18 protein-coding genes and 3 tRNA genes are annotated in these 22,191 nt (G+C 61.3%); 9 read left to right on the top strand and 12 right to left on the bottom strand.

Going from position 1 to position 22,191, the window contains the following annotated elements; all coding sequences use genetic code 11:
* Positions 1-82 precede the first annotated feature (82 nt).
* Entirely contained in the window at positions 83-1,369 is a 1,287-nt protein-coding gene (locus DW796_RS06500) for a glutamate-5-semialdehyde dehydrogenase (RefSeq protein ID WP_118094625.1), read from the top strand.
* Between the two features lie 59 nt (positions 1,370-1,428).
* Here DW796_RS06500 and DW796_RS06495 read toward each other — a convergent pair whose 3' ends face one another.
* Both DW796_RS06495 and DW796_RS06490 read right to left on the bottom strand, forming a co-directional pair.
* The gene (locus tag DW796_RS06495) at positions 1,429-2,028 is read right to left on the bottom strand and encodes an HD domain-containing protein (protein ID WP_055252329.1); all 600 of its coding nucleotides are present in this window, start codon (positions 2,026-2,028) and stop codon (positions 1,429-1,431) included.
* Positions 2,029-2,144: 116 nt separating this feature from the next.
* Positions 2,145-2,630: a CarD family transcriptional regulator gene (locus DW796_RS06490; RefSeq protein ID WP_089572030.1), complete on the bottom strand. Its 486-nt coding sequence runs from the start codon at positions 2,628-2,630 to the stop codon at positions 2,145-2,147.
* Between the two features lie 342 nt (positions 2,631-2,972).
* On the opposite strand from DW796_RS06490, the gene argS reads away from it, so the two are divergent.
* From argS to DW796_RS06470, 4 genes are all read left to right on the top strand, one after another.
* Positions 2,973-4,826 (top strand): arginine--tRNA ligase, encoded by a 1,854-nt coding sequence (gene argS / locus DW796_RS06485; protein WP_117800437.1) that lies wholly within the window; start codon positions 2,973-2,975, stop codon positions 4,824-4,826.
* Between the two features lie 662 nt (positions 4,827-5,488).
* Positions 5,489-7,930, top strand: coding sequence for a transcription termination factor Rho (rho, locus tag DW796_RS06480; RefSeq protein WP_233539695.1), 2,442 nt, complete (start codon positions 5,489-5,491; stop codon positions 7,928-7,930).
* A gap of 313 nt (positions 7,931-8,243) precedes the next feature.
* Positions 8,244-9,644: a hypothetical protein gene (locus DW796_RS06475; RefSeq protein WP_147351023.1), complete on the top strand. Its 1,401-nt coding sequence runs from the start codon at positions 8,244-8,246 to the stop codon at positions 9,642-9,644.
* A 7-nt stretch (positions 9,645-9,651) separates the two neighbouring features.
* A complete protein-coding gene (locus DW796_RS06470) occupies positions 9,652-10,101 on the top strand; it encodes a VanZ family protein (protein WP_117583742.1) in 450 nt (149 codons plus the stop codon).
* A 115-nt stretch (positions 10,102-10,216) separates the two neighbouring features.
* On the opposite strand, the gene DW796_RS06465 is transcribed toward DW796_RS06470, so the two are convergent.
* Positions 10,217-10,654 (bottom strand): ROK family protein, encoded by a 438-nt coding sequence (locus tag DW796_RS06465; RefSeq protein ID WP_233539694.1) that lies wholly within the window; start codon positions 10,652-10,654, stop codon positions 10,217-10,219.
* Positions 10,655-10,671: 17 nt separating this feature from the next.
* A complete protein-coding gene (locus DW796_RS06460; protein WP_117638218.1) occupies positions 10,672-11,853 on the bottom strand; it encodes a pyridoxal phosphate-dependent aminotransferase in 1,182 nt (393 codons plus the stop codon).
* A 164-nt stretch (positions 11,854-12,017) separates the two neighbouring features.
* Here DW796_RS06460 and DW796_RS06455 point away from each other — a divergent pair.
* The 3 genes from DW796_RS06455 to DW796_RS06445 all read left to right on the top strand — a co-directional run bounded on the left by DW796_RS06455 (position 12,018) and on the right by DW796_RS06445 (position 12,308).
* Positions 12,018-12,094, top strand: a tRNA-His gene (locus DW796_RS06455).
* Between the two features lie 22 nt (positions 12,095-12,116).
* Positions 12,117-12,192 (top strand) — tRNA-Lys (locus DW796_RS06450).
* 43 nt (positions 12,193-12,235) lie between these two features.
* Positions 12,236-12,308: transfer RNA gene (locus DW796_RS06445), tRNA-Lys, on the top strand.
* 112 nt (positions 12,309-12,420) lie between these two features.
* Here DW796_RS06445 and DW796_RS06440 read toward each other — a convergent pair.
* From DW796_RS06440 to DW796_RS06425, 4 genes are all read right to left on the bottom strand, one after another.
* Positions 12,421-12,783 (bottom strand): BRO family protein, encoded by a 363-nt coding sequence (locus tag DW796_RS06440; RefSeq protein ID WP_233539693.1) that lies wholly within the window; start codon positions 12,781-12,783, stop codon positions 12,421-12,423.
* A gap of 161 nt (positions 12,784-12,944) precedes the next feature.
* Positions 12,945-14,471, bottom strand: coding sequence for an FAD-dependent oxidoreductase (locus DW796_RS06435; RefSeq protein WP_118094623.1), 1,527 nt, complete (start codon positions 14,469-14,471; stop codon positions 12,945-12,947).
* Between the two features lie 256 nt (positions 14,472-14,727).
* Positions 14,728-15,732 carry a GGGtGRT protein gene (locus DW796_RS06430; RefSeq protein WP_055252290.1) on the bottom strand — a complete coding sequence of 335 codons (1,005 nt, stop codon included), beginning with the start codon at positions 15,730-15,732 and terminating at the stop codon, positions 14,728-14,730.
* A gap of 18 nt (positions 15,733-15,750) precedes the next feature.
* Positions 15,751-16,485 carry an iron-sulfur cluster assembly scaffold protein gene (locus DW796_RS06425; RefSeq protein WP_006235554.1) on the bottom strand — a complete coding sequence of 245 codons (735 nt, stop codon included), beginning with the start codon at positions 16,483-16,485 and terminating at the stop codon, positions 15,751-15,753.
* A 403-nt stretch (positions 16,486-16,888) separates the two neighbouring features.
* Between DW796_RS06425 and DW796_RS06420 the strand changes: the two genes are divergently transcribed.
* Positions 16,889-17,689 (top strand): transposase, encoded by an 801-nt coding sequence (locus DW796_RS06420; protein ID WP_118094622.1) that lies wholly within the window; start codon positions 16,889-16,891, stop codon positions 17,687-17,689.
* A 65-nt stretch (positions 17,690-17,754) separates the two neighbouring features.
* On the opposite strand, the gene sufU is transcribed toward DW796_RS06420, so the two are convergent.
* The 4 genes from sufU to sufB are packed head-to-tail and all read right to left on the bottom strand — an operon-like array spanning position 17,755 to position 22,187.
* Complete coding sequence (gene sufU / locus DW796_RS06415; RefSeq protein WP_117583738.1) at positions 17,755-18,189, bottom strand: Fe-S cluster assembly sulfur transfer protein SufU; 435 nt, start codon at positions 18,187-18,189, stop codon at positions 17,755-17,757.
* Entirely contained in the window at positions 18,182-19,507 is a 1,326-nt protein-coding gene (locus DW796_RS06410) for an aminotransferase class V-fold PLP-dependent enzyme (protein WP_199579833.1), read from the bottom strand. The genes sufU and DW796_RS06410 overlap by 8 nt, the downstream gene beginning before the upstream one ends.
* On the bottom strand, positions 19,504-20,775 hold the full coding sequence (locus DW796_RS06405) for a SufD family Fe-S cluster assembly protein (protein ID WP_118094621.1): 1,272 nt from the start codon (positions 20,773-20,775) through the stop codon (positions 19,504-19,506). The genes DW796_RS06410 and DW796_RS06405 overlap by 4 nt, the downstream gene beginning before the upstream one ends.
* Positions 20,775-22,187, bottom strand: a complete 1,413-nt coding sequence (gene sufB, locus DW796_RS06400; RefSeq protein ID WP_117854891.1) for a Fe-S cluster assembly protein SufB — start codon at positions 22,185-22,187, stop codon at positions 20,775-20,777. Before sufB ends, DW796_RS06405 begins: the two co-directional genes overlap by 1 nt.
* Between the last annotated feature and the right edge of the window lie 4 nt (positions 22,188-22,191).

Genomic DNA, 22,191 nt, shown 5'->3' with positions numbered 1-22,191 from the left:
GTTGACCAATTCTACCGCCGCGGGCGAGGCCATGCGCAAATCGGCTACCATGGTTGCAAACTTCTAGGAGAAAGGGCCGCCCATGTCGGTCGATATAGCCACGTATGTCCACGATCTTGCCGTTGCCGCCAAGGCAGCGTCGGCCTCGCTTGCCACGGCGAGCGATGAACAGCGCCAGGAGGCCGTGCGCGCCATGGCCGCAGCGCTGCGCAACGGTGTCGACTCCATCGTCGCCGCCAACGAGCTCGATATGTCCGCCGCGCGCGATGCGGGTACCTCGGCCGGACTGCTCGATCGTCTGCTGCTGACGCCTGAGCGCGTCGAGGGCATGGCCGCCGGCCTGGAAAAGCTCGCCGAGCTGCCCGATCCCGTAGGCCGCGTGCTCGACCACCGCGTGCTCGCAAGCGGCGTGGACCTCACCCGCGTGAGCGTGCCGTTGGGCCTGGTCGCCATGGTGTACGAGGCGCGCCCCAACGTGACGGCCGACGCCGCGGGCATCTGCATCCGCACCGGCAACGCCTGCATTCTGCGCGGCGGCTCGCTGGCCTATCACTCGTGTGCCATGATTGCCGAACTGCTGGCCGATGCGCTCGAGGCCCAGGGTTTCCCGCGCGAGGCCGTGTCGATGATCGAGTCTACCGACCGCGAGGCCACCGGCGAGCTCATGAAGCTCCGCGGCGTCGTCGATGTGCTCATTCCGCGTGGCGGTGCGGGCCTGATCCAGCGCTGCGTGCGCGAGTCGCTCGTTCCGGTGATCGAGACGGGCACGGGTAACTGCCACATCTACGTGCATGAATCCGCCGACTTCGATAAAGCGCTCAATATTATCGTCAACGCTAAGACGCAGCGCGTGGGCGTGTGCAATGCCGCCGAGTCGCTGCTGGTCGACCATGCTGTGGCCAATGTGTTTTTGCCTGCGGTCGTTGCCGTGCTGCACGACCACGGCGTGCTCATTCACGGCGACGAGGCCACGTGCGCCGCATGCGCCGACGCCGGGCTTGCCGAGGGCGATGACTACGTTGCCGCGACTGAGGAGGACTGGGGTCGCGAGTATCTGGCGCTCGAGATGAGCGTGAAGGTCGTGGCGAACGAGGACGAGGCCATCGCGCACATCAACCGCTACGGCACGATGCACTCCGAGGCCATCGTTGCAGAGGACACGGATGCTTGCGAGCGCTTCCTGGACGAGGTCGATGCCTCGGCCGTGTATGCCAACGCCAGCACGCGCTTTACCGACGGCGGCGAGTTTGGCCTGGGCGCCGAGATTGGCATCTCGACCCAAAAGCTCCACGCCCGCGGCCCCTTTGCCGCCGAGGCCCTCACCACCTACAAATACAAGCTCCGAGGCACCGGCCAGGTCCGTCCCTAACGCCCGCGCAAACAAAAACCACCACAAAGGTGCCTGTCCCCTTTGTGATGGTTTTGGAATTAAGCCTGAAAGGTGTCGCGGTCGGGGGCGAAGGACTGCATGGCCGCGATGGTACGGTCGAAGAGCTCGGGGAGCTCCCAGCCCAGCATCTCGGCACCCTGCGTAATCACGTCGCGCGAGCAGCCGGCGGCAAAGCGCTTGTCCTTGAACTTTTTCTTGAGCGACTTGGTCGTAAAGTCCATGACGCTCTTACTCGGACGCATGATGACGGCAGCACCGATCAAGCCGGTGAGCTCGTCGCAGGCAAACAGGATCTTTTCCATCTGCAGCTCGGGCTTGGGCAGCGAGGTGTTGAAGTCCGACGTGTGCGTCTGAATGGCGCGAATGAGATCGGGAGAGGCGCCCTCGCCTTCAAGGATCTCGGCCGCATAGATGGTGTGGTTCATGGGGTCGTCCTCATGCTCCTCCCAATCTAGGTCGTGCAGCAGACCGACGATGCCCCAAAACTCCTCGTTCTCGGGGTCGAACTCGCGCGCAAAGTAGCGCATGGTGCCCTCGACCGTTTCGCCGTGGGTGATGTGGAACGGGTCCTTATTGTGCTCGTTGAGCAATTCGAACGCACGGTCGCGGGTGATTCCGGCGGAAAGTGGCTCTGCCATAAAAGACTCCTTGTGCTCGCAGGTATCGCTAAGAATGAATACTACTAGAACGACTAGAACGAAAAACCACCACAAAGGTGCCTGTCCCCTTTGTGGTGGTTTTTGGCGCGGATGGGTTAGTTGAGGGCGGCTTGGGCTAGGCGGGCTTCGGCGGCCTCCTCGGTGACGCCCAATGCCACGGCGAACTCCTCGATGGAGCGGCGCTTGGCTTCCTTGAGTACACGCATATAGTAAGAGCTGGGCTTTTTATCGGCTTCCTCGGCCTGGCGAATGCGGTGCATCATGGTCTTTGCCACGCGGACCGTCTCGGGCGCGCCCAGCTTGAGCTGCTGCTTAAAGTGTGTCTCTTCAAGCGAGCTGTTGCGCTCGGTAAAGGTGTCGCACTCCAGCTCGTCATAGTGGCTCAGCAGATGCTCGGCATCTTGCTGAGAGATGGCGGCATGCAGACGGTCGGCCTGCGCCACGGGGTACATAAGGATCGTCTGCGCATGCCCCTGCTTGGCCTCGAGCAACAACATGGGCTGCGGCGTGTCGTCCCTAAAACCGACGACGGTGCAGACTCCCTGACCCGGATGAATGACGTGTTGACCGATTGAGAACATGCTACCTCCAACTTATACGAATTTACGTATGTCTAGAATAACACGCTGACGTGCGCAAATCCTCGCTTTATGCAGGAAAAGCACACAACTCTGATAGGTAAGAGTATTCGATAAAAGACACAGCTCATTCACACCTTTATGCATTTTCAACGCGTGCATAATCTGCAGGCAGACCGGCATCTTTGAGTGACTCCATACAAGCTGTAGTCAATTTTGTGCATATGCAATTTCGATTGGCTTTACCCTGCGACAGTGCCCCTCGCTTGTGATAGAGTGCTACAAACTCTGGCTTTTGCCCTACGAGTGACCAAGAGCTCGGGGGCTTTAACACAAGGAGGATCTATGCCCGAGAAGATTGAAGAGCTGGTACGCGCTGCGCTTGCTGCGGCCCAGGAGGCCGGCGACCTTTCCGCATTTGAACTTGACGATTGCGCTATCGAGCGACCGGCTGACACTTCTCATGGCGAGTGGACCTCTACCATGGCCCTGAAGTCCGCCAAGCTGGCCCACTGCGCCCCGCGCAAGATCGCCGAGGCCATCGTTGCCCATATGCCCGAGGATCCCGCGATCGAGAAGGTTGAGATCGCAGGCCCCGGTTTCATCAACTTCTACCTCTCCGTTGCCGTCAAGAATGCCATCTTTGGCGAGGCTCGCGAGAAGGGCATGGACTTCGCTAAGTCCAACGTCGGTGGTGGCCTGAAGACCCAGGTCGAGTTCGTTTCCGCCAACCCCGTCGGCCCCATGCACATCGGCCACGGCCGCTGGGCCGCGCTGGGCGATTCGCTCTGCCGCGTTATGGACCACGCCGGCTATGAGATCCAGCGTGAGTTCTACATCAATGACCACGGCTCTCAGATGAACACCTTCGGCAACTCCATCAGCACGCGCTATATGCAGCTTGCCGACATCATCGCCAAGCAGGGCGTTGATATCGACGAGGCTCACAAGCTGCTGATCGCCGACCGTGACGCCTTTGTTGCCGACGAGAACGACGAGCACCCCGAGACCCATCCGTATCAGGACAACTTTGCCGAGACCTTGGGCAAGGACTCTTACGGCGGCGACTACATCATCGACGAGGCCGCCGAGTTCTGGCGCACCGACGGCGACAAGTGGGTCGACGCCGATCCGCAGGAGCGTATGGAGAGCTTCCGTGAGCGCGGCTACGTGAAGATGGTCGACAACATGCGCGACCTCTGCCACGCCGTCAACTGCGACTTTGACCGTTGGTACTCCGAGCGCTCGCTGTATGTGAAGGACACCGAGGGCGAGACCGCCGGCACCTCCGCCGTCGACCGCGCTTTTGAGAAGCTCGACAAGATGGGCTACCTCTACACCAAGGACGGCGCCCTGTGGTTCCGCTCCACCGATCTGGGCGACGACAAGGACCGCGTCCTGATCAAGTCCGACGGCGAGTACACCTACTTCGCCTCCGACGTCGCCTATCACTGGGATAAGTTCCAGCGCGTCGACCACGTCATCGACATCTGGGGCGCCGACCACCACGGTTACATCGAGCGCGTCCGCTGCGTCTGCGACGCTCTGGGTTACCCCGGCAAGTTCGAGGTTCTACTGGGCCAGCTCGTCAACCTGCTGCGTAACGGCAAGCCCGTCCGTATGTCCAAGCGCAAGGGCACCATGGTGACCCTTCAGGAGCTCGTCGACGAGGTTGGCTCCGATGCCGCTCGCTACACGCTCATCTCCAAGAGCTCCAACCAGATGGTCGACTTCGACATCGAGGCCGTTAAGAAGCGCGACAACTCCAACCCGGTCTATTACGTGCAGTATGCTCACGCCCGCGTGTGCTCCATCCTGCGCCGTGCCGCCGACGTTACCGCCGAGCAGGCCGACGAGATGGGCATGAAGGCCGTTGCCGCCAAGGCCATCGGTGAGAACGTCGATTACTCGCTGCTGACCGACCCGACCGAGCTCGCCCTTTCGCGCAAGCTCAACGAGCTCACCGACCTGATCGCCAGCTGTGCTCGCGATCGCGCCCCGTTCCGTCTGACCCACTTTGCCGAGGAACTCGCCGGTGACTTCCACAGCTTCTACGCTGCCTGCCAGGTGCTGCCGAGCGAGGGTCGTCCCGTCGACCCCGAGCTTTCGCGTGCCCGTCTGGCCGCTTGTGATGCCGTCCGTGTGACGCTCGCCCTGGTGCTCACCCTCGTTGGCGTTTCCGCGCCCGAGCAGATGTAATCTGCGGGTCATTTGACCGTGTAGGTTTGGTTTAACTGAGCCCTATAAGCCCGATCTCCTACGGAGGTCGGGCTTTTTTCGCAAACGCCGACGTATTGATGAATTTGGAGCTGCTAGAAATACGAAACTATGCCGGTTTACTACGATGAATTGAGGAATTCTAACCACGCCGGCTTTTTGCTAAAAAGTGCAAGGCATCTACCTGCGGTTTTAGTTCAACAAGTTTCGGAGTGGTCGCGGTTGAGCGATTCATCGTAGTAAACCGCCATAGTTTTGGCGGAGGCAGTCAGATTTGTGGGTGGCAAACAAAGAGTGTCCCTTTTGACTAGTCGTTTAAGAACGTCCCCCCAATGACTAAGTTGCAGGTGGCGGCGGTTGTGTTACACTAACGCTGCGTAGTTGACGCAATCATCTCGATACAGATCAATGATGTCCGTCGTTTTGAACGGAACTAGACTGTTTAGCCGCCCTGAAGGTTTATGCAGGGAGCATGTGATCACAGGGCTTGAAAAGAAAGTTGAGCAAACACTGTGTCTGATCAACAGCAAGAAAACGAAATAACGACGACGCAGGCCGCTCCCGCTGCACCGGTTGCGTCGGACCAGGTCGCGGCGCCCGCGCAAGCCTCGGCTCCTGAGACGCCTAAGGCTGCTTCGACGCCTATGCCTGTAGCGGCTGAGAAGGCCGTGCCTGCAACTGGTGAGGAGGCTGCTCCGGCAAAGCCCAAGCGCATGCGCCGCACGGCCAAGCCTGCCGCTGACGGCGAGGAGGTCACCAAGCCAAAGCGCCGTACCACGCGCACGACGCGCGCCAAGCTCACCGTTGCAGCTGACTCCTCGGCGCCGATTTCCGATGAGGTCGCGCAGGCACGTGCGTTGGCGCAGATTAGCGAGGCCCAGGTGGTGCGCGCCCGCCGTCGTGCTGCCGAGCGCGAGGCCGCGGCTCTGACCGAGCTTGCAGCTCCGTCTGTGCCCGAGACGCCTGCCGCCACCGAGACTCCTGTCGCCGACCAGCCGACCGAGAAGCCGGTACTGCGCACACGCCGTCGCACGGCTGCTAAGGCCGAGCAGGTTGCTGAACAGGTAACCCCCGAGCTCACTGAGGCTTCGGTCCGTTCCGCGGCAGGGGAGGGCACATCGCCTGTTGAGCCCGCTGCGCCTGTCGAGGCCAGCGAAGTTCCCGTTGTCGATCCGGCTTTGCGCCCGCACCGTCGCGGTCGCAAGCCCAAGGCCTTTGTCGAGGCCGAGAAGGCCGCAGCCGCAGCCGCCGCCGCTCGGGATGCTGCGGCGACCGCCAAGTCCTCAACTGCTGCCGATGAACCCGTCCAGGATGCTACGACTTCCGAGGCCGTTTCTGCCGATGCCGAGCCCGCCGACGTCCGTCCCGGTCGCAGCCGTCGCACTGCTGCTAAGCGCACGTCCAAGGCTAAGGCTGCCAAGAAGGGCGCGTCCGAGGTTTCCGCCGAGACGACCGCCGATGCATCGACTGATGTCGCCGAGCCTCAGGACGTCGAACAGCCTGCGTTCGAGAAACCCAAGCGCGGCCGTAAGAAGTCCGCTAGGGCCAAGGCCGCCGAGCAGCAGGCTTATGTCGAAGCGCAGGTCGATACCGGCGCCGAGGCCAATGACGCCGCCGCGGCCAATGTTGACACCGCCGCAACCGATGGCGCCGCGCCCGCCGAGGGCGAAGACGGCGCTCGCCCCAACCGTCGCCAGCACAAGCGCAACGACGAGCGTGACGAGCACAAGGATGACCGCAACAACGACCGCCGCAACCGCCAGCGAGATCGCAAGCAGCGCAACAAGGAGCGTAATGCCGCTCCCACCGAGCCCACGCTTTCGCGCGAGGAACTCGCGGCCATGAAGGTCGCCGAGCTGCGCGAAAAGGCCAAGGAGTTCGAGATCGAGACGACCGGCAAGAAGAAGGTCGAGCTCGTCGAGGAAATCTACACCACCGCCGCGAAGGCCGAGGGCTTCCGCGACATTAAGGGCATCCTGCAGATTCGTCCGGACAGCTCCGGCATCATCCACGCCCATGGCTATATGAAGTCCAACGACGACGCCTTTGTGCCCGCTTACCTCATCCGCTCCGCGCGCCTGCGCACGGGCGATGTCATCGAGGGCTCGCTGCGCCCCTCGCGCGGCGGCGACAAGCGCGCCGGCCTCGTCAAGATCACGACCGTCAACGGCATGGATCCCGAGCAGATTCGCAATCGCCCCAAGTTCGGCGATCTTACTCCGGTCTATCCCAACGAGCCACTGCGTATGGAGCACGGCAAGGATTCCATCACCGGTCGCGCCATCGACATCGTGTCGCCGATCGGCAAGGGCCAGCGCGGCCTGATCGTGTCGCCGCCCAAGGCCGGCAAGACCACGATCCTCAAGAAGATCTGCCAGTCCATCTCGATTAACAACCCCGAGGTGCACCTCATCTGCCTGCTCGTCGACGAGCGCCCCGAAGAGGTCACCGATATGCAGCGCTCCATCAAGGGCGAGGTTGTGGCGTCGACCTTCGATATGCCCGCCGACAACCACACCCGCGTGGCCGAGCTCGTCATCGAGCGCGCCAAGCGCATTGTGGAGCTGGGTGGCGATGTCGTGGTGGTGCTCGACTCCATCACGCGTCTTGCCCGCGCCTACAACCTGGCGGCACCCGCCTCGGGCCGCATCCTTTCGGGCGGCGTCGATTCGGCGGCACTGTATCCGCCCAAGCGCTTCCTGGGTGCAGCCCGTAATATCGAGAACGGTGGCTCGCTCACCATCCTGGCCTCTGCCCTCATCGACACCGGTTCCAAGATGGACGAGGTCATCTTTGAGGAGTTCAAGGGCACCGGCAACATGGAGCTTAAGCTCGACCGCGACCTGGCCGACCGCCGCATCTTCCCGGCTATCGACCCCGTTGCCTCCGGTACGCGTAACGAGGACCTGTTGGTCGACGAGCAGATGCGTCCGTTTGTCTTTGGCCTGCGTCGCATTCTTGCCGGCATGAACAACACCGAACGCGCAGCCGCGTCGTTCATCAAGGGTCTTAAGGGCACCAACACCAACCAGGAGTTCCTGGTGCGTTCGGCCAAAAAGCACAGCGACTACGAGCAGACGTTCTAGGTTGTCATCCACACGCAGCGATAGTCATCAATGCGATAAAGGGTCGGGGCTTTGAGCCTCGGCCCTTTTCCATAGCGCCGCTCCGCGCTTATTTTTGACCGTAAGACCGACGAGCAGCAGGTTTCCCGTTTCAATCCGACATCGTCGCTTGCAATCGACAGGGCGGTTTCGCATAATAGCTTTTAAGCTTCGCGACGGAAAACGCAGATGAAACGAACCATATACCGTTGCTTTGGGGCATAGCCCCGCTTCATCTTCTCTCGCGCAGCCAACTGAATGATGCGATTTGGGTGCTGGAAGATGGGGAGAGCTCATGGCTTCTTCTGATGCAACACAACGAGCAGTCCTTGCCGGACTTTCGTGCGGGATCGGTCTTGCCGCTCCCGTGGTTATGTATGCCGCGACGCTGCCGTTTTCGTCGGTGAACGAGACGGTCGTGGCGGGTGCGGTTCCCTTCGCCGTGGGCGCGGTGGCGGGCGTGGGTATCTATGCCGCCTCGCTGGGTATCTCCGAGTACCGTGTGCAGCGTGAAGAGCGTCTGTTCCAGCCCGATGCCATGGGCGGTGCCGCCAATCTCAATCAGCATCAAAGCGAGTTCAAGACCGCCTCGATTCCAGCTCAGCAGCAGGATGCGACTCCTTACGCTGCGACTTCTGCTTATCAGGCTCAGTCGGAGCAGTCTACCTCGGCATTCCTTTCCGGCCTGACTGGTGCGTTCCAGCGCCGTCATGCCGATGATGGTGTCCCTACCATCGCTCGAGCCGCAGATGCCATGGACGAGGCCGAGGCTTGGTCCATGATCGACAGCATGCTCGACGACGATTCGCCGGTGAGCTGCGACCCTGCGCGCTCGCGCGACGTCTATCAAGTCGCCATCGACGAGCTCACCAACGGCGGGCAGACCGGCTCCTTCAATCGCGACGACATCGCCGCCGCGGCACGCGCCGTGTCTGGCTCCCAGGCCGCCCCTGCGGGCAGCACGGCGGCTTTTGTGGCACTCGTTGCCAACGCGGCAGCCAATAACGCCTGCAGCGCCACCTCGGCGGACGCGAACGCTTCTGCCGATAATTCGTACGTTGATGAAGCCATGACCGCGGACGAGGAGGCCGTTGCCGCCCGCCGTGCCGCCGAAAGCTCGCTTTGGGGCGCTCCTGCCCAGCAGCAGGCGGCTGAGGCTGCGCCGTACAACGCAAACCTCGCCAGCATGCCTATCATTTTCGGTGCCGCGGACATCGATCTCGATGACCTCGATGAGCCTGCAGCCATCACCGCATCGATTGATGCCCAAGATCGCATCGACACCGGCGACCTTCCGGATGCCTCGCTCGAGGTTGATGTCCCCATGGCCGATTACTCGGGCCACGAGGACATGTGGGCCGCTGCCACCGCGATTCTGGACGAGATCGACGAGCCTGCTCCTGTTGCAGCTCCCGCTCCCGTCGCTGCCCCTCAGCCTGCTGCACCCGCCTATGTCGGCCGTCACAGCGCTGTGTTCCCCGAGGATACCGCCCGTATCTCGCGCGAGGGCATCGAGCGAGCCGAGGCTATTGCCGTCGGCATTATGGAAAATCGTCGTCACGAGCGCGTCAATCAGATCCTCGAGGAAGAGATCGAGCGCCTGCAGTCCTCTACCGCCAAGCGTACGGGCCGTGCCTATCTGAGCGTTATCGAGGGCGGTACCGCCAGCTTCGCGCCGCTCCGCGCGGAGGCATAACTTCTGCATGGTTAAGATCAATCGAAAATGGGCGGTCGTGACCTGCCTGATGGCGCTCTTGATCTGGGGCAATTCGCTGGTTCCCGGCTCGGGGTCGGGTTCGCTGAGCCTAACGGTCATGGAAGCTATCCGCGGTTTTCTGCACGGCGTGGGACTTCCATATGAATGGGTGACCAACTTTGTTGTTCGTAAGTGCGCGCATTTTACCGAGTATTTGGTGCTCGGCATCCTGGCAACGCACGCCTTTGATTTTGAGGGCCGACGCACCTTTGACGTGCTGCTGCCCACGGCAGTGTTCCTGCTGCTGATTCCCTCGATCGACGAGACGATTCAGCTCTTTGTGCCGGGACGCGCCGGCATGATCACTGATGTGATGATCGACTGCTGTGGAGCGGCAACGGGCGTTGTGCTCCGATATCTCTTACGGTCGCTGATGTGCGCCAAAAAGGCCGCCTAAGGACGCATTGTTTGGTCCTAGGCGGCCTTTTTTATTGGAGGGCTTATATGAGGTGTGGCGGCGTCGTTCCATAGGTCGGATTTGCCGGGTGCGCCACGCCCTGTGGGTGCGTCTGTTACTGAAGCGCCTGTGCGCCTAGGGCCAGGCAGCCCATGATGCCCTGCTTGCCCTCGAGGCTGTTGTTGACGATGTAGGTATCGATGTCGTTGACCTCGGGCGTGACGATATAGCCGTTGAGCATCTCGGCGCACTTCTTGCGCGCGAGCGGCACGATGGGGGTGTGGTCGGCCACGCCGCCGCCGATGACGATCTTCTGCGGCGCATAGCACAGGATGAAGGTCATGAGCGCCTGCGCCAGATAGCCGGCGAGCAGATCCATGGCCTCCGGGTCATCGGCCATGTCTCCGGCGCTCTTGCCATCCCAGCGCCTTTTAACGCCGGGGCCGGCGATGAGGCCCTCGAGGCAGTTGTCGTGGAAGGGGCAGGCGCTGTGCTCGCCAATGGTGTCGCGCGGGTCGCGCGTGACCAGGATGTGACCGGCCTCGGGGTGCATTTAGTGCCGGGCCGTCCTTACCAGCGCGGCTTGATTTTATCTCGCAGAGACTCGAGGTTCTCCAGCGCCGCGTTGAGCGTCTCGTCTCGCTTGGCAAAGTGGAAGCGGATGAGGTGGTTGACGGGCTCGCGGAAGAAGCTGGAGCCCGGAACGGCGCCCACGCCCACCTTGGAGGCCAGATCCTCGCAGAAGTTGAGGTCGCTGTCATAGCCAAACTCAGAGATGTCCATCATCACGTAGTAGGCGCCCTGCGGCACGTTGTGCGTGAGGCCGATGCTGTCGAGTCCCTGACAGAATAGGTCGCGCTTGGCGGTGTAGAGGTCGAGGACCTCCTGGTAATAGCTGTCGTCGAAGTTGAGGGCGGTGACGACGGCCTCTTGCAGGGGAGCGGCGGCGCCTACGGTGAGGAAGTCGTGGACCTTCTTGATGCGCTCGGTGATTTCGGCAGGGGCGATAGTGTAGCCCAGACGCCAGCCGGTGATGGAGTAGGTCTTGGACAGCGAGCTGCAGCTGATGGTTCGCTCGAACATGCCGGGCAGCGTGGCCATATAGACGTGCTCGTGGGGCGCGTAGACGATGTGCTCGTATACCTCGTCGGTGATGCAGTAGGCGTCGTACTTTTTGCACAGGTCTGCGATAAAGGTGAGCTCCTCGCGGGTAAAGACCTTGCCACAGGGGTTGGACGGGTTGCATAGGACGATTGCCTTGGGATCGTTGTCTCGGAAGGCTGCCTCGAGGACCTCACGGTCGAAGTCAAAGGTGGGCGGGTTGAGCGGCACATAGATGGGCTCAGCGCCCGAGAGGATCGTGTCGGCGCCGTAGTTCTCGTAGAACGGCGAGAAAATGACGACCTTGTCGCCGGGGTTTGTGACCGTCATCATGGCGGCCATCATGGCCTCGGTGGAGCCGCAGGTGACCACGATGTTCTCGTTGGGGTTGATCGGCATGCCCATAAAGTGCTCCTGCTTGGTGGCAAGCGCCTCGCGCATGGCCTGGGAGCCCCAGGTGATGGAGTACTGGTGGTAAAGCGGCTTGGGGTCGGTGGCAATGGTGCTGAGGCTATCGAGCAGCTGCGCCGGGGGATCGAAATCGGGGAAGCCCTGCGACAGGTTGACGGCACCATACTTGTTGGAGATGCGCGTCATGCGGCGGATGACCGAATCGGTAAACGCCGCCGTGCGGTTGGAGAGTTCTTTCATGCCTATCCTTTCGAGCATTGGGTGGAGCAAGTTTACTCCTATGGAACCGATGGGATTTGCTCGAAACGGGCTCAAAAAACTCTTTTCAAAATTCTTGAAAATTGGGGCTTGCATCGCGTGGCGTTCCTTGCAATAATAGTCGAGCGCGAAGCGCACAGGACACGGTGGGTGTAGCTCAGTTGGCTAGAGCGACGGGTTGTGGTCCCGTAGGTCGAGGGTTCGAGTCCCTTTACCCACCCCAGTTCTTGCTTCGTGTTGATATCGGGTCGTTAGCTCAGTTGGTAGAGCAGGGGACTCTTAATCCCAAGGTCCAGGGTTCGACCCCCTGACGGCCCACCACACGATATCTCCTCTAAAGTCCGCCACCACGGACTTTAGCTTTGGGTCGTTAGCTCAGTTGGTAGAGCAGGGGACTCTTAATCCCAAGGTCCAGGGTTCGACCCCCTGACGGCCCACCCAAAGTATGTTAAAGCGACTGGCTTAGGCTGGTCGCTTTTTTGTTGACCTCGCATGGGGTCGAACCCGAAAGGGCACAGCCACTTTCACAGATCGAGTCTACCCTGGGGATCAGTAAAACCGGCGCGTCTGCACGGCGAAGTACGCCTGTGCGAGCGCGATTTCTTGCTTGTTTGAATCTCCGTTCTGGGCGATTAAATAGCATGCATAGCGCGTAAGTTTGTAGTCTTTAACCGCGCGAGCGGCGACACCGGCAGTTACCATTTTCGTGGTGTCACGAAAATGGGAATCAACTGGAGTTTTGTTTGTATCGCACGAGACTTTTGCCCTCTTAACAACTTCGGCAAAGTTCTCCCATCGAGTGTACCCCATGGGTTCCATTAAATCGCGTGCGAGCCAATACTCAACGCCGTCTTCCACATTGGCGTAGCTATCAAGTTTGACACGCCACTTCTCGATATCTCTACTGTCCATATCTCCTCCTCGCTGGCCTATTGTCTATGCGGGCTTTGCCCGCTCTGTATTCAGAATTAGGATACGCTGCCGTGCGGACACGAATGGGCCCCGTGCCACTTCGAGTTCACGGGGCCCATAGATATCGATTAGTTGTGTTTTGCTTTAGATAGGTGTCCAGTTTAATTCGCTCGATAGTGCGATCCGAGACTTTCGGTTCGCTTGCGCATGGCTTTGACCATTTCCTGTGCTAGTTGAATCTGCGATTGCAGGCGGGCGAGGGCTGCGATTTCGCTGTCATTGGCGTGTGGCTTGCTCAGCGCCGTTGCGTCGTCTTGCAGGCTTTCAAGCTGTTGCAGGGCCTTGGATAGACCCGCTTCGGTCCTGTTGATCATGCAGTAGGTACTCATTGTGCGTTTGAGGCAGCGGGTCAGGCGCTCGGCGTCTGCTGTAGCTATGCCATGCTGGGGGAGGGCGATATCCATCGGTGCGGCCGCCTCAGGAGCGTCCAGCGCTGCTTGGGCTGCCGATGCGCCCGCAATGCGCCCGAACACGATGCCATTGGCACTCGACAAGCCGCCGATGCGGTCGGCGCCGTGCATGCCGCCTGTTGCCTCACCGCAGGCGTAGAGGCCCTCAACGCCTGCGTACGCGGTCTTGTCGATTTTGATACCGCCGTTGGCGGCGTGGGCATACATCGCCACGCGCATCTCGTCGGTCGGCGCGATGCCGTGCTCGTCTTGCAGCCAGGTGGCAAAGGTCTGCACAAACTCGGGGATGTCCTCGCGGGGGAAGTCGTAGTGGAGCGCCAGGCCCTCTGCACCTGCCTGATCTATGACGAGGTCGATGGCGCGGGAGGCCAAGCGCGAGGTGAAAGGACCATATCCAGAGCGCTGCTCAAGCAGATCGTTTAGCTTGCCGTCGGCAATATCGACCGGCTGGTCTACATGTACGTAGCGCCAGGTTTTCTCGTTGAAGACCAGGTTGCGCTTGGGCTCGATGAAGCCGGGCATCATCTGCATGAATTCTATATTAGTAAGCGATGCGCCGTGCGCCAGTGCGATGGCCTGCGAGGAGCTGAGCACATCAGCCGACGTAAGGCTGCGCTCGAACAGGCCGCCTGTGCCACCGGCTGCGATGATCGTGGCCTTGGCAGCAAAGGGCACGATTCGATTTTCGGTAAGGTCGTAGAGCACGGTTCCGGTGATTCTGCCGTTCGTGTTCTCAACAAGGTCGATAAGCTCATGGCGGGGGAGCAGGCGAATGCCGAGCGACTCGATCCGGGTCGTCAGAGCGTCCTCAAGGGGCTTGCGGGTGAGGCCGCGCCACATGCGCGTCTTGTGGTCAAAGCAGGGGATAAACTGCTTTTGCTGGGCGCTTTCGGCGCTTTGCGGACGCTGAAGCTCAACGCCCAAGTCTTGCTCGAGCCATTCAATTGCCTGGGGAATGCCGTGGACGAACGTCTGGACGAGTTCGGGGTCGGCAACGCCGCCGCCGACGGCCTGGATGGTGTCGATAAGGTTCTGTTCGTCGCCTTCGTCGACGGGACCAATAAGGCCGAGGCCCCAGGTGCCCGGGAAGAAGCTCGATCCACTCATAGTCTTTCCGGCGCTTGCCACAGCGACGGTTGCACCCGTGCGCGCCGCTTCGATGGCGGCGCAAAGGCCCGCAATGCCAGATCCAATTACCAGTACATCAGTCGATTCCATCGGATTCCTTTCTCGTCCGGTGCATTGTCGCACGGGTGATCGGCAATGGGGCCGCAAAGACTCGGCAAATCGGTTAAGGGCAATTATGGCAGGTGGGTGTCATGGACACTTTGACGTTCCATCTCGTCTCATCTCGTATTTCGCCCCAACTGGTATATCGGCATTAGCTACCCTGCGACAGCGTAAACAAAAAGAGCCGCTACCTCGAAAGGTAGCGGCTCCAAAGCTCAACTATATGAGCATCGCGCGGGCGCGATTAGGCCTTGAGGGCCTCCTCGACGGCGACAGCGCAGGCGACGGTGGCACCGACCATGGGGTTGTTGCCCATGCCGATGAGACCCATCATGTCGACGTGCGCAGGCACGGAGGAAGAACCGGCGAACTGGGCGTCGGAGTGCATACGGCCCATGGTGTCGGTCATGCCGTAAGAGGCAGGGCCGGCGCCCATGTTGTCCGGGTGCAGGGTACGGCCAGTGCCGCCACCAGAAGCGACGGAGAAGTACTTCTTGCCAGCCTCGAGGCGCTCCTTCTTGTAGGTGCCAGCGACGGGGTGCTGGAAGCGCGTGGGGTTGGTGGAGTTGCCGGTGATCGAGATGTCGACGTTCTCGTGCCACATGATGGCAACGCCCTCGCGGACGTCGTCGGAGCCGTAGCAGTTAACGGCAGCGCGGGGACCATCGGAGTAGGGGATGGTCTCGACGACCTTGAGCTCGCCCGTGTAGTAGTCGAACTGAGTCTTCACATAGGTGAAGCCGTTGATGCGGGCGATGATCTGGGCGGCGTCCTTGCCCAGACCGTTCAGGATAACGCGCAGCGGCTTCTTGCGAGCCTTGTTGGCGTTCAGAGCCAGGCCGATAGCACCCTCAGCGGCAGCGAAGGACTCGTGGCCGGCCAGGAAGGCGAAGCACTCGGTGTCGTCGGAGAGCAGCATAGCGCCCAGGTTGCCGTGGCCCAGACCGACCTTGCGGTCCTCAGCGACGGAGCCGGGAACGGTGAAGGCCTGGATGCCCTCGCCGATGATGGCGGCAGCCTCAGAAGCAGTCTTGGCGCCACGCTTGACAGCGAGAGCGCAGCCGAGGGTGTAGGCCCACTCGGCGTTCTGGAAGGCGATGGACTGGGTGTTGTTGACGATCTCACGCGGGTTGAAGCCCTTGTCGGTGCAGATCTGCAGAGCTTCCTCGAGGGAGGCGATGCCGTTGTCGGCGAGGCACTTGTTGATCTTGTCAGCGCGGCGCTCGTAACCTTCGAACGTAACAGTCATAGTTATTTCCCTCCCTTTCTACTCGTGAACCGGGAACACGCTGGCGACGGAGTGAGTCTCCTCGTCGGTGCGCGGGTCGATGTACTTGGCAGCGTTCTCCCACTGACCATAGTGGCCCATAGCGCCAGCGATGGCCTCCTCGGGGGTCTTGCCGGCCTTGACGGCGTCGGTGAACTTGCCGAGGTTCAGGAACTCGAATGCGATGATCTCGTTCTTGTCGTTGAGAGCCATGCGGGTGACGTAGCCCTGAGCGAGCTCGAGGTAACGAGCGCCCTTGGCCTTGGTGCCGAACATGGTGCCGACCTGAGAGCGAAGGCCCTTGCCGAGGTCGTCGAGGGAGGCGCCCACGGGCAGGCCGCCCTCGGAGAACGCGGTCTGGCTGCGGCCGTAAACGATCTGCAGGAAGATCTCGCGCATAGCAACGTTGATGGCGTCGCAGACGAGGTCGGTGTTGAGGGCCTCGAGGATGGTCTTACCGGGAAGGATCTCGGAAGCCATGGCGGCAGAGTGGGTCATGCCCGAGCAACCGATTGTCTCAACGAGGGCCTCCTCGATGATGCCGTCCTTGACGTTCAGCGTGAGCTTGCAGGCGCCCTGCTGAGGTGCGCACCAACCCACACCGTGCGTAAGACCGGAGATGTCGGAAATCTCCTTAGCCTGGACCCACTTGCCCTCCTCGGGGATGGGTGCGGGGCCGTGGTATGCACCCTTGGCAACGGGGCACATGTTCTCCACTTCCTGTGAGTACTGCATGCCTCTCCTCTCTATCGTGTTGGCGTCCCGTCTGGGGGTCGTGGCTGGCGATTGCCGGGCGACCCTTCGAAAGGGACATGACATGCAGCCCCTATAATACCGCGAAATGCACGGAATATTCGGCGAACGGCTCAGTTTTCGTAGCGAGAAGTCCGGAAGTTTTAATTGAAACGGTTTAACTATATGTTCTGTGGTCGCGAATTTCCGTAGAGGGGGTTCGTCTTGGGCAAGCTTTTGGTCAGCTCTTGTATGCGTTGCGGGGTCTGACCTGTTGCAACGGTGCCGTTCGCCGCCCGTTTACTGCCTTTGGCCGCGCGAGTGTATTGTTTTGCGTGAATGTTTTGATGGCACGCTTCAATCGTGCTGTATTGGATGGCAATCAGATCCCGGCGAAGGGAGCGCCATGCAGCGCGTTTGGAGAACGGTTACCGGCTTTTACCATGTCTGTGCCCGCGGTGTGGGCAAGCAGCTCATCTTTGAGGGCGATGAAGACCGGTGGGAGTTTTTGGAGCTGATGCGCGATTGCTGCCGCGAGGCGGGCGTGACGGTTGTCGCCTGGTGCCTTATGGGCAATCACGTGCATTTGGTGCTTGCAGATTACGAGGACGCGATGAGCGCGGCGATGCACCGGCTGCTTTTGACGTACGCGCGGCGGTTCAATAAACGCACGGGGCGCACGGGCCATCTGTTCCAGAACCGTTTTGACCGGCGCTCGCTCGATACCGACCGTTATCTGATGGCTGCCATTCGCTATGTTCACGCTAATCCGCAGGAGGCGGGTATCGCCCTGATCGAGCGTTATCCCTGGAGCAGCTTTGCCGAGTATCTTCGAGCGTATGACAACGATATGACGAGGGGATTTTCGGACCCTTCTTGTGTTCTCGAGCTCTTTGAGTCTGCCAAGGGGTTTCTGGATTATTCTCTGTCGATGCCCGATGGTTCCGATCCGGTGATTCACGATATGGATGAGACGGAGTGGGAGCGGCGTGCGTTTGCCGACAAGATGGCGAAGCGCCTGGGTGTGCCGCTCAACGAACTCAAGACCGTAGCACCCTCGCGGCGAGACGGAATCGTTTTCGCCCTGCACGATGGCGGCTACACGGTGCGCGAGATCGAACGGTATACGGGAATCAGCAAGAGTACCGTCTCTCGTATCGTGCGCGCTTATGCGCGGGTGAATGCTCAGGCTGAGGGCTCGGAATAGAAAATGGCCGAACCACTATTGTCAAGCGATTCGGCCAACAAAATTCTTAAGATTTGGGACAAATACTACTGATTATTTTGTCCCGTGAGCATGCCGTCGAGGGTGCGCCAGGCGAGCTCGGCGCATTTGACGCGGGCGGGCATGTGCGAGATGTCCTGGAGCTGGGCGGCTTCGTCCAGGTCTTCCAGGTCTTCCTCGGAGAGCTGCTCGCCGCGGATCATGGCGAGGAAGAGCTCTGCCAGGCGGCGAGCTTCCTCGACGGTCTCGCCGGTGATGAGGTCGGCCATGATGTCGGCACTGGCCTGGCTGATGGCGCAGCCGTGGCCGGTAAAGGAGGCCTCCTCGATCACGTTGTTCTCGACGCGCAGCTGCAAGGTGAGCTCGTCGCCGCAGCTGGGGTTGATGCCGTCGTGCTCGTGCGTGGGAGCATCCATCTCGTACTTATAGTCGGGGTGTGAGTTGTGCTCCATAAACGTGGTGGAGGTGTACAGATTACCCATTGAAAGTACTCCAAACGTGATGCAGACCGGCGATGAACTTGTCGATGTCGGCCTTGTCGTTGTAGAAGGCTACGCTGGCGCGGCAGCAGGCGAGGTTCTCGACGCCCAGCCAGGTGAGCAGCGGCTGTGCACAGTGGTGACCGGCGCGGATGCAGACGCCGTCCATGTCCATGATGCTCGCGACATCGTGCGGGTGGATGCCCTTGACATTAAAGCTCACGACGCCGTGATGGTTGTCCCAGTAGATGGAGCCGATGATCTGGACAAAGTCGAGCTGCATGAGCTCGCCCATCAGGTAGTGGACGAGTGCCTGCTCACGGGCCTGGATGTTTTCGTAGCCCACCGTGTTAACGAGGTAGTCGAGGGCAGCGCCTGTGGCGAAGATTCCGGCTGCGTCCTGCGTACCTGCCTCGAACTTCTCGGGGACGGGCGCCCAGACGGCGTCCTGCTCGGTGACCGAATCGATCATCTCGCCGCCGGTGAGCATGGGCGGCATGGCGTTGAGCAGGTCCATCTTGCCCCACAGCAAGCCGATACCCATGGGGCCCATGGCCTTGTGCGCGCTAAAGGCAAAGAAGTCGGCGCCCAGATCGGCCACATCGACCGGCATGTGCGGCAGCGACTGCGCGCCGTCGACGACCAGGTAGCCGCCGCACTTGTGTACGAGCTTGCCGAGGTTCTTGACCGGGTTCTCGACGCCCAGCACGTTAGAGACCTGACCCACGGCCAGAATCTTGGTTTTGGGGCCAACCTTGGCAAGCACTTCTTCGGTGGTGAGCTGGCCGGTCTTGGTGGGATAGAGGTAGACGAGCTTGGCGCCGGTCTCGCGGCAGACCTGCTGCCACGGAATCAGGTTGGAGTGGTGCTCCATGATGGTGATGACGACCTCGTCGCCCGGTTCGAGCACTGTGGGCGCAAAGCTCTTGGCGACCAGGTTGAGCGACTCGCTGGTGTTGCGGGTGAAGATGATCTCGTTGGCCTGGGAAGCGCCGATGAGATCGGCGATCTGCTGGCGGACCTTGGCGATGGCCTCGGTGGCCTCGACAGACAGCGAGTACAGGCCACGCAGGGGGTTGGCGTTCATGCGCTGGTAGAAGTCGCGCTCGGCGTCGAGCACGCAGGCGGGGCGCTGCGCGGTGGCAGCGCTATCGAGAAAGGCGATCTCGGGGTGCTGCTGGAACAGCGGGAACTGCGCCTTGTAGGGGTTGGTCTCGATGTCCACGGTGGGCCAGCCGCGCGAAGCCTCGTCGCTGGCGTCGAGCTCCATGGGCTCGGGGGCGGTGCAGGTATCGCATTTAACGTGCTCGGTGTCGATCATGCGAGCTCCTCTTCAAAGTTGTCGATCAGGTTGTTGCCCAGGCGGACGACGGCGGCGCGGGTGCGCTCATCGGTGGCGGAAAGCGCGGCGTCCTCCAGCTTGGCGCGGATGAACAGATCCTCGGCGGCGTTTTGGTCAAGGCCGCGGCAGGCGAGGTAGAACAGCTGCTCGTCGCGGACGTGACCGATGGTGGCGCCGTGGTTGCCGGCGACGTCGTCCTCGTCACAGAGAATGACGGGAACGGTCTTGTTGTCGACGCCCTTGTTGGCCAAAAGCACCGTCTCGCGTTCGGTGCCGGTTGCACCCTTGCAGCCGTGCACGAGGTCGATGGTGCCACGGTAGACCTTCTTGGACGTGCCGGTCAGCACGCCGTTGGCGTCGATCTCGCACTCGGTCTTGCGACCGCGGTGGCGCAGCTCGTAGTTAAAGTCGCGCACCTGCTCGCGGGCGCCCAGGTAATCGGTATCGATGGTCACCTTGGCGGTGTCGCCCAGCAGGTCGCCGGCAAGGCCGGTGGCGCTGGCGCCGGCACCCAGGACGGTGTGCTGCACGTTGACGCGCGCGCCCTCGTCCAGGAACAGGCCGGTGTCGTCGAGTGCGATCCAGCTGTCGTCGAGTGTCTGCGTGCAGGTCACGTTGACGGTGGCGTACTCGTGGACGCACACGCGTAGCACGGAGCCCACGACACCCTCGCCGGTAACAGGAGAGTCTAGGGCAATATGCAGGTCGAGCGTTGCCTGCGGGCGAGCGACGATGTCGATGGCGGCGATGGCCGCGGCGGCATCGACACCGCTCACACGCACGGTAACCGTGGCGTGCTGGTATGCGGGCACATCGATGACGATGCGCTTGGTAGCGTGCTCGGCCAAGTAGGCGTAGGCAGCCTCGCCCATGCCGGTTTCGAAGGCTTCAGCAGGGGAGAGCTCCTCCTCGAGCTTGATGGCGCCGGCCTGGTAGACGGAGGTGGCGGGCACGTCGAGCTCGGTCTCGGGCGTGATGCGGGCGCGGTCGGCGGCATCACCGGGGGCGGAGGCGCGGCGCTCGGGGAAGCGCTCGGCCATGGCGTTCATGGCGGTGCCAAACGCGTCGGCAGCGCCGGAAAACTGCTCGCCCAAGCCTTCGACCTCAACGGCCTCCGCGGGAGCGGCGGCAAGCTCGTCAGAGAGCTCGAGCTTGGTCTGATTCATTTTCAACCAGCCCCAGGTTGCTGCGGGCATCGCGTTGACCTGCTCGAGCGTGGTAGCAGCGGCGTTGGTTTCCTGTTTCATTATCCGATCGCTCCTTCCATCTCGAGCTTGATCAGGTTGTTCATCTCGACGGCGTACTCCAGCGGCAGCTCCTTGGAGACCGGGTTAGCAAAGCCGTTGACGATCATGGTGCGGGCCTCTTCCTCCGAGATGCCGCGGCTCATCAGGTAGAACACCTTGTCGTCGCCGATGCGGCCGATGGTGGCCTCGTGGCCGATGTCGACGTTCTTGGCGCGGATGTCCATGGCGGGGATGGTGTCGGAGCGGCTCTGGTCATCGAGCATGAGCGACTGGCAGCTCACGGTTGCCTTGGAACCCTCTGCCTTGGGCGTGGCCACGATAGAGCTGCGGAAGGTCTGAATGCCGCCGCTCTTGGAGATACCTTTGGTCTCGACGGTTGCCGAGGTATCGGGCGCGTTGAGCACGACCTTGCAGCCGGTATCCAGGTTCTGGCCGGCGCCGGCAAAGGTGATGCCGGTAAAGCTCGAGCGGGCGCGGCGGCCGTTGAGCACGCTCATGGGGTAGAGGTAGCCCACGTGGCTGCCGAAGGAACCGCTGATCCACTCGATATCGCCGTCCTCGTCCACGCGCGCACGCTTGGTGTTGAGGTTGTACATATTCTTGGACCAGTTCTCGATGGTCGAGTAGCGCAGATGTGCACGCTTGCCCACAAAGAGCTCGACGGCGCCGGCGTGGAGGTTGGCAACGTTGTACTTGGGCGCGGAGCAACCCTCGATAAAGTGCAGGTCGGCGTCGTCCTCGACGATGATGAGCGTGTGCTCAAACTGGCCGGCACCCTTGGCGTTAAGGCGGAAGTAGCTCTGCAGCGGAAAATCGAGCTTGGTGCCCTTGGGCACGTAGACAAACGAGCCGCCCGACCACACGGCACCGTGCAGGGCCGCAAACTTGTGGTCGGTGGGCGGGATGAGCGTCATAAACTTCTCGTGGATGAGCGGCTCCCACTGCGGGTCGTGCAGGGCCTCCTCGATGCCGGAGTAGACGATGCCCATCTTGGACGCCGTGTCCTGCATGTTGTGGTAGACCAGCTCGGAGTCGTACTGCGCACCGACGCCCGCCAGGTAGCTGCGCTCGGCCTCGGGGATGCCCAGGCGCTCAAAGGTGTTCTTGATGTCGTCGGGCACCGACTCCCAGTCGTGCTTTTGGTCGGTGTTGGGCTTGACGTAGGTGACGATGTTGTCCATGTCCAGGCCCTCGATGGAGGGGCCCCACGTCGGGTCGGGAAAACGGTTGAAGATCTCGAGGGACTTGAGGCGCAGGTCGAGCATCCACTGCGGTTCGTCCTTCTTGGCGCTGATCTCGCGCACGATGTCGGGCGTGATGCCGGCGTCGAGGCGCTCGAATCCCTCCTCGCCATAGGTGAAGTCGTAGAGGCTGCGGTCGATGTCCGCGACCTCGGTGCGGTTCTTGGTCATTACG

Source organism: Collinsella sp. AM31-2AC, assembly GCF_003469285.1.
GTDB lineage: Bacteria > Actinomycetota > Coriobacteriia > Coriobacteriales > Coriobacteriaceae > Collinsella > Collinsella aerofaciens_AT.
This window is presented reverse-complemented; position numbering and strand designations above follow the sequence as displayed.